The organism is Aliifodinibius sp. S!AR15-10 (assembly GCF_031569985.1).
In the GTDB taxonomy this organism is placed as follows: Bacteria; Bacteroidota; Rhodothermia; order Balneolales; family Balneolaceae; genus JAMQKA01.
Map to the genome: position 1 here is coordinate 248,382 of NZ_JAMQKA010000001.1, position 16,106 is coordinate 264,487.

Here is a 16,106-nt window from a genome sequence, read left to right on the forward strand (position 1 = left end):
TATAGTCTCAAGGCATTATTCTGTTGAAATTAACCGTCCCTGCATCTGTGTCCAGTGAGCAGAGTATGTACAGATGTATGGATATGTACCCGGTGGCGGCACCTCAAAAACGAGTTCAACTGTATCGCCTGAATAAGCCAATTCACTATATGCAAGAATACGGTCCATTTCATTTTCCGGAATCCAATCATTACCTACAGCCTGGAGAGCGGCTACTCCCACCGGTCGTATATCATCTTCACCTTTTACTAATACAATGTTGTGAGTCATATCACTATCATTGCTATATACAACCTTTAAAATACTACCAGCTTTGGCACGTATCTCCGTCACAGAATAACTCAGCTCAATCCCTTCTGACCTGATCTCTACAACAGTTGTATCACCATACTCGGTATGACCTCCATTAGTTTTAAATGATCTGTTTTCTATGATAGCATCATCCAGGTTATTTATTTCTATCATATGGTTATGTGTTGTGATAAGAAAAAATGGTATGAGTAATAAGGCGATACACGATAAAAAAAGATTTTGCATGAAAATATATCTGCTATGTATTCAAATAATTATTAATAACTAATAGTTACTGTCGCTGATCAATTTTGTTGGCAATTTCATTTCCCGTTTGTAACCGATCCTTTTGTACATCTTCCCACATGTTTAGGAGCTCCTGTCTCATTTCTTTATACAAATCAGGTTTAAAAGAAGACATTTCCACCTTTTCCAAAGGGTCCTTCTCTACGTTATATAATTGAAAAACTGTCGGCTTTTTGAACCGTTCCTCTTTTCCCTCGGTATACCCTCTCATCACATACGCCCCCCTTGATATGACCACCTTCGGAACCGGCAAATCAATTGGGTTTGGCCCAACATACCTTTGATCATAGCCAGTGCCTGCTATTTCCCACTCCTGGCCGGTAAGTTCATTCTGCCAGTATAAAGGCTTCTCTCTTTCTATTTTTTCATTACGTAATAACAAAGGTACAAGACTTTCACCATCCAAATCCAGATTCTCCGGTGTTTCTGCTCCTGTTAAATCAACCAGGGTAGGCAGTACGTCTATATGGGAGTTGGGCTCGTTAGTAATTCCGGGTGTTATTTTGCCCGGCCATCGAACTATTCCGGGGACTCGAATACCTCCTTCATATATTTGTCGCTTTTGTCCGAACAACGGATAGGAAGTCCCATAGGAACGATGAGCACCCCAATATACATCGCGAACTTCCGGCCCATTGTCACTTGAAAAAAAGATTACGGTATTTTCGAGTATTGTATCTTCAACTTCCCACTGCTGATCAAGAAAATCCAGAACCCTACCTATGTAATGATCCAGATAGGTTACATTTGCATAGTACTTATTTTTCGGAACGTTTCCCGTATTGTACAAAGCATTAAAAGCCGGCGGATTTTGTACTTTTTCATGAACGGCATCGTATGAGAGGTATAAGAAAAAAGGTTCATCAGGATTCCTTTTATGTTGAAGCCACTCAATTGCTTTGTCTGTTATAATTTGAGTTGAATAGCCCTCGATTACACCCAGGTATTTACCAGTCACCTCATCATTAGCCAAATAAAAATCGCCTGGGTTGCGCATCGCATTCGTCTGTAATCTGGCAGTTCTATGTGGATTTTCCTTGGAGACAAACGCGTAATCAAATCCCTGTTGATTAGGAAAAGAACCTGTCCACCCTGTCCAGTTTTCGGGTTCTGTCCAGTCCGCGCCGTTTAAATGCCACTTACCAAAAATGGCCGTTTGATAACCATTTTGTTTTAATAATTCCGCAATAGTTACCTCTTTTCCGCTTAAAAAATATTGGTCATCTTCCTCCAAATCGTTTATCCACCGATTGATGTTATGTCTTGTCGGAGTCCTTCCCGTCAATAAACCAGCCCGGGAGGGCGAACAGGTTGGGTCCGCGGCATAATGCCTGGTAAATACCAAAGATTCTTTGGCAAATCTCGATAGATTTGGAGTTTTTATATATGGATTACTGAATTGGTCAACTCCCTCCAAGTCAAGGTTAACATCCCCATATCCAAAATCATCAACCAAAATATAGATTACATTCACCCCCGCCCCCACTTCTGAGTCTTCTATAGCAATAGCTTCTATTGCGAAAAAGAAGAGAACCAGAAGCAGATTACAAGAGCATACAATTTTTCTCATAAAGCGGTATTGATGTTGGATATTATTTTTATGACGTATCGGCTTTAATCTGAACGCTAATATTCCATTCGGCAAGTTCCCCGAGCTCTTGCTACTATCAAATTTCCGCACCCCAATTGACTGGTAGTTATGTGTCAAAAGACTTGAGGGGTCGGAGGGCATCATTCTTAATGGAATGCACTATATATAGAGAGAAAAAAAACTTTTACAGTTTTGTTCTCTCTATATAATTGGAAAATTAGGGGGCCTCGACAACAATTGGGACGCTATAATTCCAGTCAGATGTCTGGTCAGATCGGGCCGCAACACGAACATGTAAATTCCCTCCGCCCCGCTCTTCCGCCATACTCAACAGGTCATCATCAAGCGTAATGGTTGCTGTTCCTGAATTGCTGGAGACCGTCTCTGCCCGGGTTTGCCATCTGGCACCACTACCGGTATTCACACCTACTTTGGCGACCGTACTGACCAGCACTATTCTTTCTTCTGCTGCATGCCCTTGACTGGGATTTATGTCATACGTGACTTGAAGATCGCCACCGGAAATGGAAGCTGAGGGCTCAGAAATTGCCAGAAAGGGAGTAACCGTAATGTTGTGTTCAACACGATCACCGGTGAGATCTACAGTCTGTCTGCCGGGAGCATCTACAGGCCCATCAATCCAAACTTCATAAGATTGTGGATACAATTGCAGATTGGCATACGAACCATCCCCATTAACTCTCAATTCCAGAGGTACCCGGTCCTCTTCGCCCAACACGAATACAGTTAATGCCGCATTAGAAACATCTCCGGATACCGGATTTCCATTTTGATCCAGGATCATGCCACTGATCTGACCATCATACCCAAAGTCGGTAACCGTCTCACTGCAGCCTGCCAACACGGTTACACAGATTGCCATAAATACTAGAATCGGAACTTTAGTTGTTTTAGCATTCATCGTCTTCATATTTAAATTTCAAATTGTTTTTTTGGATGACACTTGAGAATAATCCATTACTTTAATAGCCGGGATTCTCAACCAAGTCACCATTTTCTTCTATTCTGCCATTCGTGATCGGATTGTAGTAATGCTCAGGCCTAAACTGACGCTGTGTCGGTTCAGCATAATTATGTGGAATGAAGTAAAATTGTCCTGTCTCATGGTGTAAAATAGTCCGAACCCCCTGTACTATCTGGCCATTCAATCTATCCTGGGCAATTCTCCATCTTCGCAGATCATCCCATCGATGACCTTCAAATACCAACTCACTCGTTCTTTCTCTTCTCACAAGTTCACGAGTTATTGTTGAAGCATCGAGTGGAATTAAACCTACCCTTTCGCGCGTGTAGTTGAGAAATTCAGCCGCATCAGCCAGGTTATCCAATTCAAATTCACTCTCTGCTGCAATTAAATACATCTCGGCCAATCGTAACTCTTTCCAATTGTTATCTTCTCTATCATCCGGTATCAGTATATCTTCATCGGGTATATATTTATAGAGCAAGAATCCCGTTGATGGACGGAAATGATTTGCCTGATTTGAACTGGCACTTCCGACGGTAGGCGTTCCTTCATGACTTACACCAACTTCTGAAATTATATTGTCCGGATTGGTCTCCCCCTGTGTTGGATCCAGACCTTCATATGACTGTACAACGTTACCTGCATATAAATCACCCTGAAACAGGACTTGGGCATGAACTCTGGGATCTTTATTGGCCCAGGGCGCAGCACCATCTTCATATAAATTGTCAGGCCCCAAATCCGGATTGGTGAACGTACCATCCAAATTTTCAAAACTCATTACGTGTCCCAATGTGGGATTCAATTCCGATCCCTGCCCTTCTGAAAATGGAGTCGGTTGATTTTGATGAGAGAAGGGATGGTTAATTTCAACACCGTTATATATTCTCTCAAATATAATTTCCGGATTTGAGTCTTCAATGAACACATTCCAATAGGCTTGGGCCGGATCGCCACCCTGAAGCAATGAATAAGCACCAGAATTGATGACTTGCTGGGCTGCATTACTTGCTTTTTGGTAAAATTCGTCAGCCCTGGATGATGGAATGCCTGTTAGCCCGTTATCAGCCAACGTTCCAAAATTTGCGATTGAAGCAGACCAAAGATTCGCACGTGCTTTATAGGCATAGGCAGTCCATTGATTAACGCGGCCTTTTTCTTCGGGATTTCCCAATCCCGCTAACATACCGGCCGCTGTCTCCAATTCAGTGTCGATAAAGTCGGCAATCGCTTCTTCCGTACTTCTTACTCGATATTCCTCCGCGACCTCCTCAAACGGATCGAGTACAACATCCACCAGGGGCACGCCCCCGTACCGTGTTTGCATTTTGAAATAGACGGCCGCCCTCAACACCCTGGCTTCACCTTCAAGCCGTGACTTGAAGTCTTCAGATAATTCAGATTCCCGGATATCTTGTATAAAGGAATTCAGATCCCTTATATACTCATAATCCCATAATCCATCGCAATCTGAGTCAGCATCCATGCCGCCATGGGTTTTGCAACCCTCAAATTCAAAGCTTCTCTCGGTGCCAAAATCATGATGTCCAAGCATCCCGTCAAAACGCAAACCGGGACTATTAAAACCGTTAAAAGGGAATCCTGCATACAAGTCCGCTGCTAATGCCTCTGCAAAAGCCTCATCCTGAAATACCTGCTCAGCACTTACCCGGTCCCTCGGGTCCTCATTGAGGTCCAAAACGCCCTCGCAGGAAACCAAAACCAGAAGTAGAATGATGAGCGGTGCTATCGGTTTATACAATTGTTTTGTGTTTTTCATAATTCTATTGGTTTTCATAATGAAATTATTTTCACTACTTATTTAAATTTCGTTTCAGAAATCAATTTCAACCCCAAAATTGTACACACGGGTCTGTGGATGGTAATTTCCAAAAAACTGGGCGGGATTTTCATCAATCTCAGGATCTAAAAAATCAAGGTCTGAAAACGTCAATAAATTGGTTCCTCCCGTATACAATTTCACTCTTCTTAATCCGAGTCCGCTAACAAGTTCTGTGGGAACGGTATAGCTTAATTGTACCTGTTTGAGTCGCAAGTAGGATCCATCAATCAAAAACAGATCAGCCTCATCATCGAATCTTCCCGATGCTCGCGGCCATCTTGCATCTGCTGCACTTACCGTGGGGAGACCAAACTCATTTTCCGGTATATATGCGTCCTTTATGTCTTTCTGCAGAGCAACTCCATTAGATGGGAACGGTTCCTCAAACTCACTCCAGTCAAGATTCCAGCCGAAAAGAGCAGCTCCCTGCCAGAAAGTGACAAGTTCAAACCCTTTCCAACCGACACGTGTATCAAACCCAAATGTGAATCTTGGCTGTGTACCAGAGCTTGCGATATACTTGTCAGCATCAGTGATCCTTCCATCGCCGTTTCTATCCACGATTCTTGCATCACCCACCTGAATGGAGCGATTTCCATCACCGTCAATATCCGCCCAGTTATCTATCTCTTCCTGAGATGCGAAAAGGCCGTCGGTTTCATAGTACCATATCTGCCCAAACGGGCCTGAGACAGCTCGGCGGCCAATTTGTTTTTCGCGTCGCTCAACTTCTTTGTTGATGAAATCAGGCTCATCTGTGTGCCTTACTATTTCCTCGTGGATCCCAAAATTACCACCTATGGTATAATTCCAATCATTATTGATTCGATTGTTGTGACGCAGGCTGAATTCCAGTCCCCTGTTTTCAAATTCCTGGAAATTTTGTTGAGGCAACTCTGCTCCCACAACAGGTGGAACTTCTAATATGCGTTGACCCAGCACATCGAAACGATCCCGTTTAAAGATATCAAAGGTCGCTTCTAACTGCCCTTCCCAGAAGGTAGCGTCTATACCGACGTTTAAAATGTCCATTTTTTCCCATGTAATACTGGGATTGGGAAGCCCATCACTACTAATCGTGCGTCGAAGGGTATTATCCTGGAAGATCACAAAATCGTCAAAAGAGTATGTTGACAGGAACTGGAAGTCTCCGGCTGCATCATATCCAAGTCGCCCCCAGGAACCTCGAAGTTTTAAATTCGACAGGAAATCAAACGCTTCATTGTCCTGCAGAAATGGTTCTTCAGTAACAGTCCATGCCCCAGAAAAGGATGGGAAAAACCCCCATCGATCACTTTCCGGGAACCGTATAGAGCCATCATACCTTGCACTTACCTCCAGAGAATATTTATCGGCATAATTATAATTAAGTCTGCCTATATGACCCATTCTTTTATTTCTACTTATCACATCATCATTAAACATTTGGCTGGGCGGCCCTGCGTTCAATTGTGCAATCGGGAACTGGTAGGCGATACGACTTGCATTAAACCTTTCAAAATCCTCCTGGATAAATTCAAACACGTACATACCCGTTAACTCGTGATTCTCCCCGAATGAATGATTCCCATTTAAAAAGTATTGGAAATTTATATTTTCGGTTTGACTATTTCTTCGTACGACCCTTGTATCGGCATTTAGAGCACGAACACGCTCATGCTGTTCCGCTTCTGCATTATAGCGATATTCCGGGCCTTCCTTTTGAAACATCTTGTCCTGCAGATTTGTCGTCTGGTAATTTATAATAGCCCGTGTACTTAATCCCGGAAGAAGTTGATACTCACCACTCAGCTTCACATCAATCAACTGTCTCTGAAACTCCTGGGAACCCCCAATATGAACGCTCGCTAAATTCAGAGGGTTTACGGTTTGTCCGCCAGGTGCGCCCCTTGGAAACTCACGATGCCCGCCAGGTAGTTCTACAATGGAATGAAATGGTCGCCACCGTCCACTACGGGCAAAGATCCCCTGGCCTTGCGACCAGTCTGTACCCTCAAACTGGTTTCTCGGACCGTAAAAATCTTGCAGGTTATAACTCATATCAAGGCCAAAGTTAAACTGCTCACTAATATCTACATCCAAATTTCCACGAACCGTGTACCTGTTAAATTCAGTATCTGTGTTACCCAAAACATTGGTTTCCAGTCCTTCTTGATTAAACAAGCTACCGGACACAAAATAACGCACACTTTCACTTCCTCCCGAAACAGATAAATTATGGGTCATCATCGGGGCCGCTTTACGAGGGATCAATTCAAACATATCCACACTTGGATAGTTTTCGGGATCAGACCCATCATTATGCTGCCTGAATTCCTGGACGGTCTCCGGTGACCATCGATAAGATTGTCCCTCATCCCGGTTTTCAATGTTATACAAGGCCATGTATTCCCAGGAATCAATTGCGTCTGGGACCATTGTTAAACCCTGAAGTCCCATGTCTCCTTTGTATGAAAACTGAATATCACCAGCAGTTCCTCGTTTGGTTTCAACCAAGACGACACCATTTCCGGCTCTTGCTCCATAAACAGCCGCGGATGCGGCGTCTTTCAATACATTAATTTCTGCTATGTCATTGGGATTCAAGTCCTGAAAAACTTCCTTGTCAACGGGCATACCATCCACAATAAACAGGGGATCGCCAAATCCACGTATATTGATAGAAGTCTTATTATCACCAGGTTGGCCATTCTGATTTTTGATAAAAACGCCCGGGACCCGACCTTGCAAGGCCTGACCAACTGTTGTAGTTGTAACCCTGTTCATATCCTCGGGATCAGCTCTTCCAATACTTCCCGTTACCTGGGCTTCTCTTTGCGTGCCGTAACCTACTACGAGCAACTCTTCACCGGCAACCGTCTCAATTTGTAGATCTACATTAATTTCTGTCCTCCCATTTATCGGGACTTCCTGTCTTTGGTACCCTACAAATGAAAATACTAACGTGTCCTGCAGTGATGGTACGTTTAACTGGTATTCTCCTTCACTATCAGTAGAGGTACCGGTGGTCGTACCCATTACAACAACATTAACCCCTGGAAGCGGATCACCGGATTCAGCATCAGTTACAGAACCTGTTACCTGCTCAATTACAGCCCTAGAACGGTTAAAATGATCTAAAAAAGCCTGCTTTTTCCCTCTTAGCATAATATTTCGGCCAGCTGTAAAAGCCTCTAGTCCAGTATCTTTTAGAACCTTCTCTAATGCCTCGTTAAGAGGTGTTTTATTGAGCTCGACGCTCACTTTCTTTGCTGGTAAAAGCTTGGAATTAAAATACAAACCGGCACCAGATTTCTTGGCAATGGCCTCCAAAGCCTCGTACAATGAAACGTTGTGTAACTCCAGGTCTATTGAAGGGTTTGATGCACTCATTACATCATTACTTTCTGAATATGAAAGCTGTGTCCCCTCTTGCACATTTGACTGTGCAAATGATGTCCCGACAAAAAGAAACGCCGCTGCCATAAACAGCAATGGTCTTAGATTTAGTATTGATTTTCTCATAATCCCATGTTTTGGTTAATTATTCCCGTTTTTATTTATCCTTTTTCAAAAATCACATCCCTTTCTGTTACTGCTTTAGGGACACAGTAACAGTTTTTGCAATTCCAAAAGATGGCGACGCTAACAGAATCTTTATCCCAGATCTGCCAGCTAACATTCTTAATTATTACTCCAAACTATTTTATTCCCTGATCTTTCATATTCGATGTCAAGAGAAATTGCTATTGTATTTAGCACGTCATTTAAGTGAAGATTCTCAGTGTAAACAGTTAACTGAAATTCGTGTAGAGATTTATCCTGAAGTTGGCAGCTTATCTCATATATCCTTTCCAACTGAGAGCAAACTTGATTGAAAGGCATCTCTTGAAATGCGAGCTTACCATCCATCCAACTAAAATAATTCTGTATACTAGTTTTCTCATCTTCCACTCTTATCGTACTATTTCTTACATCTAACAAACCCATTTGTCCTGCCGAGAGCTTAACCTCTTTTCGTTGCTGAACGCTTTTATTAGAAAATGAAACCAGGCCTTCTCTTACTGCCACCATAGTTTTTCTATTGTTTTCCATCTCTTTAATACTGAAAGCGGTACCCAAAACCTCTACAACCCCATTTTCTAAATATATTTTGAAAGGCCTTTTTTTATCCTCCTCAACTTTAAAAAATGCCTCTCCATGCAATGTTATATCCCGGGACTCATTGGAAAAACCCTCTGGAAACTCGATTTCTGAATTCTTATTAAGACGAACTGTTGAACCATCCGGCAGATTTATTATTCGTTGCTCCATGCCTGACGTGGAATAACTTACTTTTGGAGATTCCCAGAATTGAATTGTTACAAAAACAGCCAAGGAGACAACCAGCAAAAGAACGGAAGCCGCTACTTTCCAGGCATTACTCTTCGATTTATTTTTCAGTGGTATAGCAAATTGATTAATCTCTGATTTTTCACTTTCTGAAATTTTAGCTCTTAATTTTCTCAGACCTCTCTCAAAATCGAATAAGTGTGAATTATCACGGAACTCTTCATCGTAAACCTCTTTGAGCTTATGATAAAATGAGCGGTTCTCCGAATCTTTGGCAAGCCATTCCTCAAACATCTGCTGCTCCTGCCTTGTGGCTTCCTTACTGAGGATCCGTGTTAATAGGATCCAAATTTCTTCTTTGTATTGTTTCATTTCTGTTTTTCACTTCCGTTACCAAATTCACTTGTTACACAGTAAAACCCGAGGGTATCTACTACTCATTTTTGATTAGAAATACTTAATGTTTGTAAAATATATTAAATACCTGCCCCCTTGTGGTTCTGGAATTAAAGGATAGGTGTACATGTCTTAAAGAAAGGTGTTAATTAAACTCTCTATTATTTTATGCAGCTGGCAATTTTTTTAATTGCCTCTACCATCTGGTTTTGTACCGTGCGGACTGATATGGACATCACATCTGCAATTTCTTTATAAGAAAACCCTTCAAGACGACTTAATTTAAAAATTAGCTTTCTACGGGGTGGCAGAGTGCTAATTAAAAATTCTAATCGGTTTTCCAATTCTTTGTAGATAAAATTCTCATCTGGTTGGTACTTTTTAGAAACTAATCCCTCTGCATTATCATCCAATGATTCATTGTCACTCTTTTCCTTTTCTATATAGTTTAATGCCTGGTTTCTGGTTGCCGTATAAAGATACTTCTTAAAGTTGGGATCCAGACTCAATTTATGACGGCGCTGCCACACCTTTAAAAATACATCTGAGACGACTTCTTCTGATAGATCCACACTTCCAACATATTGGAACGCAAAATCACAGAGTTGAGAATAATACTTTTTATACAGCTCTTCCAATCCTGTTTGGTTATCAGCTTTGATAAGCGTTAATAATTCTCTGTCTGATCTCACATTCATCCGTACTTCCTGGTTTCATTATGCATTCAACTATGCATACACTTAATTCTTCCTCTCACAACTCCCTGTTTTAAAACCAATTATTGATCACCAGATTACTTTATCTTAACAATTAATAAATAATATTCATTTATGAATATTTATTCATCTAGTAAAAGAACTACCCTAAGTATGAAATTACTCAACAGTATTGCGTATTCTACATTCTGATAACTGAATTTTTTTCAGCGGATTTATAAATAGCTTCCTGTACCTTTAAACTGCGCAGATAATTAGAGCCATTTGTTTCAAAAGGTTCATTTTTCATTAATCCATTCAGGAAGTGCTGTTGAGTATAAAAGACACTATCTCCGGCAAATCCTCTTTTCTCATGATTATAATCGACTCTTTGAATAGATTTCCCCAGTTTCTGAATTGACAAGTTACCATCACCGTCTAGTCTCATAGTGCCACCGCTCCCCTCCACTGTGAATTCTCCGAAGGTATATCTATCATCTTCATAGCGACTCTCATTGTACCTGTTGCCGTCATATAGTCCCATCGCTCCTGAAGTAAAGTTTAGATGCACGATACCCGCGTCTTCACCTTTAATCTCTTTGTTGAACTTTTTCAACCGGGCGTACACCGAACTGACCTCACCGGCTAAATACCTGTAAGTGTCGATAAAATGAATTCCCGTCTCGTAAATCAGCAACCGGGGCATATTCCTGAAATAAGGTTGCCGGTCCATGTAGGCATCCGCTGTCCATCCATCACCAGTACGCATCCTGAAGTTCAGAAAATGAAGCTGATCACCGATCTCACCCAGATCAACCATAGCTTTAATTTTCCTGTACCATGGCTGAAATCTCCAATTTTCGTGAACCATAAACCGAACTTCTCGTTTGCGAGTATATTCAACTATTGATAAAGCCTCCTCATAAGTGGGGGCCAATGGTTTTTGACAAATAATGGCACTATCCAGATCGGCAGCTAGCTTGATCAATTCGAAATGGTTGGATGGAGGTGTGATGATATCAACAAAATCAGGTTTTTCCTTTTCCAGCATCTCCCTCGCATCTTCATACACGTTAGGGATATCCCATTCCTCTGCTACACATTCGGCTTTATCCTTATCCAAATCACAGATTGCTTCTATCTTCACATTGTCGATTCGATCCCACGCCTCGTAATGGTACTGGCTAAAATACCCTGCCCCTATACCTACACCTTTCAGATCAGACATAATTCATATCACCTATACAGTTTTAATTGGTTTATCTGGCTTCATAAATGACCAAGCTATAATTGATAAAAGGGCAAAGAAGGCTGCGAGATAGAAAAAGGTATCTGTTGTGCCGGTCATCGATGTCAGGTAGGGAAATGCCAGGGAAGCAAGGAATGAGCCGAAGAAATTCCCGGCCATATTCATTGTTCCTGATACCGTACCTGAAAACTTTTTGCCGATATCCACGCAGAATGACCATGAAGGACTGAGTGTCATATCAGCACCAAAGATTGCAATCGAAAGAAATAGTACGGCTCCGCCTGGGGTATCCATCTGCATACTTGCCAATACACCCACCGCCACAAGTATAAATCCCATTATCGCCGGAAGGCGACGGGAAAGTTTCCACTTCCCCTTTCGGTAAATGTAGTCCACCAAAAAGCCTGAAAAGAAGTTACCCGCGGCCCCTGCCAAAAACGGAGCAGAAGCGTAGAAACCCGTTTCCACCATGGTCAGATCATACGTCTGTTTGAGGTAGGGAAATAACCACGAAAGACAAAAAAAGAATATAAAATTACTGCCAAAGTATTGGAACATCGCTAGTATTACGTTCCCGGATTTCAGAACATTCCAGTACGAAAGCTTCCCCTTGGCCTCCTTTTCGGTAAGCTTCTGTCTCGTATCGAGGATATATTCCTTTTCCTCATCGCTGATGCCAGGATGATCCTCCGGCTCATCTCTAAACCACCAATACCAAAACAGCGCCCAAAAGAAGCCAATAATGCCAAAAATGTAAAAACTCATACGCCAGCCTACTGTGCTTATCAGCCAAGCTACGGCGGGCAAAGCTACTGCAGCTCCTATTCGAGAGCCCGAAAAATTTATTCCCGTTACGATACCCCTTTCCTTTAATGGAATCCATGAATACACTGCTCGCGACATACCGGGAAACGCGCCAGCTTCTCCAGCTCCAAACAGGAAACGGGCTATCAACATGGATATAAAATTAAACGCGGCACCAGTAGCTATTGTAAACGTTGACCAAGCCGTGACAATCCCCGTCAACAATTTTCTCGGTCCATACTTATCTGCCACATAACCGGTTGGTACCTGAGCAAGTGAATATCCAAGAGCAAAAATGGCGAAAACCCAACCCATTTGAGTATCAGTGAATCCTAATGTTAGGGAAATCGATTCTTCTGCAGCTGAAATCATAGCCCTGTCGATATAAAGCAACAATGAGAGGGAGAAGGTGCCTATGACGAAAAGGAATCTTTTTTTCATGACATTGTAATTATCAGATTAGATTATTTCAGTTTCATCTACTTAGTTAATTTCCCTTTTATGCGTCTAATTGCCGTTAATAATGCCTCATCTCCACCCACATTTCCCGGGAATATTATATAAGGCATACCGGGATATTTGCTCTCTTTTCCCAACTTCCACACAGGTATTCCGGGTATTATTTGGCCCATCACCTGGGCCTTTTTTACATTTAATGACTTTGTAGCGATATCACTGGATGTTATTCCACCTTTAGCAATTAAGAAGGAAGGGGTCACAGTGAGTGTACCTACTAAATCCGAAATAAACGTTGAAATTTTGTTTCCTATGTCCAGGTTCTCTTTAGCATTATCTGCTATTATCACTTCTCTACTGGTGTAAACCAGCAGATCCTGATTGTTTTGAATCTCTGTTTGAATGGAATCAACCCACTCTATCAAAAATGTTTGCGGATCATGATGTTGTAGTAAACGCTTAACATCAATGACCATCGGTTTGACATCTCCTTGTTCAATTACCTTGTTGATTTGTCGTGTGGTTTTATCCACATACGATCCTGCAATAATCAATCCTCCGTTCCCTGATTTGTACGCAAGCTCCGCATGTGTTAAAAGACTTCTTTGTTCAATACCACCTATCGATGCCACAAAAGAGGCTGCAGTTCTGGCTACAAACGATCGGTTACTTTTAAGCAAGGCCAGGGCAAATTTGTCGATATCGTGATAGCTCACGGCGTCTGCAATCAAGTAATTTCCCTTATCTGCATCTATAATCTTCAGAACCAGGTCCTGAATACTGTTATTACGAATCACATTTATAGGAAAACAGGTAACCCGAGTATCAGTTACATCTCCCCCTGTTTTTTCATTAAGCCATTCTACCAAGTGTGAAGATTTATAACCAAATGTGGCATCTTGAGCATATTCAGTCTCGCTACATGGAATAAATTGTCCATCTTCTTTGGCATAGTGTGTTGAATTGAATGTGAGCCTGCCCCCTTCAATAAAAGCAGGGTGCAAAACCTTTAGGTCGGGTACTTTTTCGATCACATCCAAAATGGCATCCATTTCTTCAGGATGATGCCCACGAAGGGTTGAATCGCTACGTAGTACTACGTTATAGTCTCTACCAGTCTCAACGGAAGCGGTCCTCAAATTGTGAGCTATTGTAGTTATAAGCTTAGCAGCATCTTCTCCGTCCAAACTTCTTGAGTTTGTCAATACGTAAAATAGAGGGTACTTTTCACGGAAAAGCTCGGTTAGCTGTTCAACGTCCCCAGAGGTGATGACAGGCAAATCATGGACCGTTTGGGTACCTGTAGGATCGTCGTCAAGGACTACCAAAGAGCGGTTAAGTTTTTTATTTGCCTCCCTAATATCACTTGACAAGCGATACCCAGGGCTCTCGTTAATCCAATTTTCAATTTCCTGTTGTATACTCATATTTCCTTCCCTTCTAGCGCAATTACGCGTGCTGGGGAACCATCTCCACCTTTAATTTTTAATGGAAAAGCGAATACTGTACATATGTCCTTCTGCAGTTGATCAATATTTGTCAGCCCCTCAATAATTGTCACGTCTCCCGCCATCAAAATCCGGTGAATACGGGTTACCTCATCTAGATTATTAACATCAGCAATGGAAGGAGGTTCAACACCTAACATCTTAATTTTGTGATTCACTAAACACTGGGCCACTTCTTCTGAAATTCTTGGCAATCCATCGCGGTATCTTTGTTTATAAAGGTGTTCAGACCAACCACTCCCGATCAACAGGCTATCTCCGGGCTTGAATTTATTGATGACAGGGTCCAGGTCAGATACTGAAATCAGATATGAATCCCTCTTTATTGATAATCTCAGAATATGAGCCTTCCCAATGAAATCAGAAGGTTGATACTCATTTATTGTTTTATCACTTACACCAAAATGGTGAGGAGCGTCCATGTGGGTACCAGAATGGGCATATATTTTTATCGTCTTTGCATTCCAACCATCACGATTCAGTATTTTTGTGTCTTCGAACGACACCCCTTCCATGCGATCGTCATAGGTTATGGTTAAGTCTACAAAACGACCTTCTGGTATCATGAGTCTATATTTTTTATGATTTGATCGGTAACCTGGTCTGTCTTGGCATCTCCACCCAGATCTTTTGTTTTAAGACCTGAGGCTGTTGTTTTTTTAATTCCATCTACAATAGCATTTGCTGCTTCAACTTCTCCAAGATGCTCCAGCATTAGGGCCCCCGACCATATAGTACCGATTGGATTCGCAAGATTTTTGCCTGCAATATCTGGAGCTGAACCATGGATTGGTTCAAACATTGAGGGATAATCTTTTTCAGGATTTATATTCCCACTGGGACCCAGACCGAGACTGCCCATAATGGAACCTCCCAGATCACTCAGAATGTCTCCTATCATATTTGTAGTTAATACCACATCAAACACTTCAGGCCTCAATACAAAACTTGCTGAAGCGTTATCTACGTACATTTGGTTGTACTCAACATCACTGTATTGCTCAGCCACCTCTCCGATCACTTTATCCCAATACGCCAAAGTATTTATGAGCGTGTTGGACTTAGTAACATTGGTTACACGTTTCTTTCTTTTTCTTGCAAGCTTAAATGCATAGTGGGCTACTTGCTCTATCCCCTTCCGTGTAAAAACGCTGGTATCCGTAGCTAGACCATGGGGTTCATCTGGATGGATAATCTTGCCATTCTGAACAAACTCTCCCTCATTATTCTCCCGGATGATCACGAAATCAATATCATCCATACCCTTGTTGCACAACGGACTATCAATACCGGGAAGCAGTTTTACAGGGCGCAAATTGATGTACTGTTTGAAATGGACTCTTACCTTAAATGTATACATCATCGCCGGTAGCGTATCATCCACATCAGGCAAGCCGACTGCTCCAAAGTATATGGCATCATATCTACTCAAAATATCCAGCCCATCTTCTGGCATGAAATCTCCATGCTTTTTGTAATAGCCCGCCCCCCAATCAAACTCTTTTACTTCTAGCCCAAAATTGAACTTCTTAGCTACCTGATTTAATACCCTGAGCCCAGGAGGGATAATTTCACTACCGATTCCGTCACCGTGAACTGCTGCAATCTTATATTCTTTCATTTATAGAATTTGTTTTTAGGACTAAACTGATTTAATAACTGTGATCC

The 16,106-nt window shown here is 41.9% G+C and carries 12 protein-coding genes; all 12 read right to left on the reverse strand.

The features are described from left to right. Positions 1 to 15: 15 nt before the first annotated feature. Entirely contained in the window at positions 16 to 465 is a 450-nt protein-coding gene (locus NC796_RS01000; protein ID WP_310681301.1) for a plastocyanin/azurin family copper-binding protein, read from the reverse strand. Between the two features lie 118 nt (positions 466 to 583). Continuing rightward, positions 584 to 2,167: a sulfatase-like hydrolase/transferase gene (locus NC796_RS01005; protein WP_310681303.1), complete on the reverse strand. Its 1,584-nt coding sequence runs from the start codon at positions 2,165 to 2,167 to the stop codon at positions 584 to 586. Positions 2,168 to 2,405: 238 nt separating this feature from the next. Then, on the reverse strand, positions 2,406 to 3,110 hold the full coding sequence (locus NC796_RS01010) for a hypothetical protein (protein WP_310681305.1): 705 nt from the start codon (positions 3,108 to 3,110) through the stop codon (positions 2,406 to 2,408). Positions 3,111 to 3,171: 61 nt separating this feature from the next. Next, positions 3,172 to 4,956, reverse strand: coding sequence for a RagB/SusD family nutrient uptake outer membrane protein (locus NC796_RS01015; protein ID WP_310681307.1), 1,785 nt, complete (start codon positions 4,954 to 4,956; stop codon positions 3,172 to 3,174). 54 nt (positions 4,957 to 5,010) lie between these two features. Continuing rightward, a complete protein-coding gene (locus NC796_RS01020) occupies positions 5,011 to 8,523 on the reverse strand; it encodes a SusC/RagA family TonB-linked outer membrane protein (RefSeq protein WP_310681308.1) in 3,513 nt (1,170 codons plus the stop codon). Positions 8,524 to 8,682: 159 nt separating this feature from the next. Next, positions 8,683 to 9,702, reverse strand: coding sequence for a FecR domain-containing protein (locus NC796_RS01025; RefSeq protein WP_310681309.1), 1,020 nt, complete (start codon positions 9,700 to 9,702; stop codon positions 8,683 to 8,685). 185 nt (positions 9,703 to 9,887) lie between these two features. Continuing rightward, positions 9,888 to 10,418 (reverse strand): RNA polymerase sigma-70 factor, encoded by a 531-nt coding sequence (locus NC796_RS01030; protein ID WP_310681310.1) that lies wholly within the window; start codon positions 10,416 to 10,418, stop codon positions 9,888 to 9,890. Positions 10,419 to 10,623: 205 nt separating this feature from the next. Beyond that, a complete protein-coding gene (locus NC796_RS01035; protein WP_310681311.1) occupies positions 10,624 to 11,649 on the reverse strand; it encodes a Gfo/Idh/MocA family oxidoreductase in 1,026 nt (341 codons plus the stop codon). A 12-nt stretch (positions 11,650 to 11,661) separates the two neighbouring features. Continuing rightward, on the reverse strand, positions 11,662 to 12,915 hold the full coding sequence (locus tag NC796_RS01040) for an MFS transporter (RefSeq protein ID WP_310681312.1): 1,254 nt from the start codon (positions 12,913 to 12,915) through the stop codon (positions 11,662 to 11,664). Positions 12,916 to 12,953: 38 nt separating this feature from the next. Beyond that, complete coding sequence (locus NC796_RS01045; protein WP_310681313.1) at positions 12,954 to 14,357, reverse strand: four-carbon acid sugar kinase family protein; 1,404 nt, start codon at positions 14,355 to 14,357, stop codon at positions 12,954 to 12,956. Continuing rightward, positions 14,354 to 15,004, reverse strand: a complete 651-nt coding sequence (locus tag NC796_RS01050; RefSeq protein ID WP_310681314.1) for a cyclase family protein — start codon at positions 15,002 to 15,004, stop codon at positions 14,354 to 14,356. The genes NC796_RS01045 and NC796_RS01050 overlap by 4 nt, the downstream gene beginning before the upstream one ends. Then, positions 15,001 to 16,059, reverse strand: coding sequence for a tartrate dehydrogenase (locus NC796_RS01055; protein ID WP_310681317.1), 1,059 nt, complete (start codon positions 16,057 to 16,059; stop codon positions 15,001 to 15,003). The genes NC796_RS01050 and NC796_RS01055 overlap by 4 nt, the downstream gene beginning before the upstream one ends. Between the last annotated feature and the right edge of the window lie 47 nt (positions 16,060 to 16,106).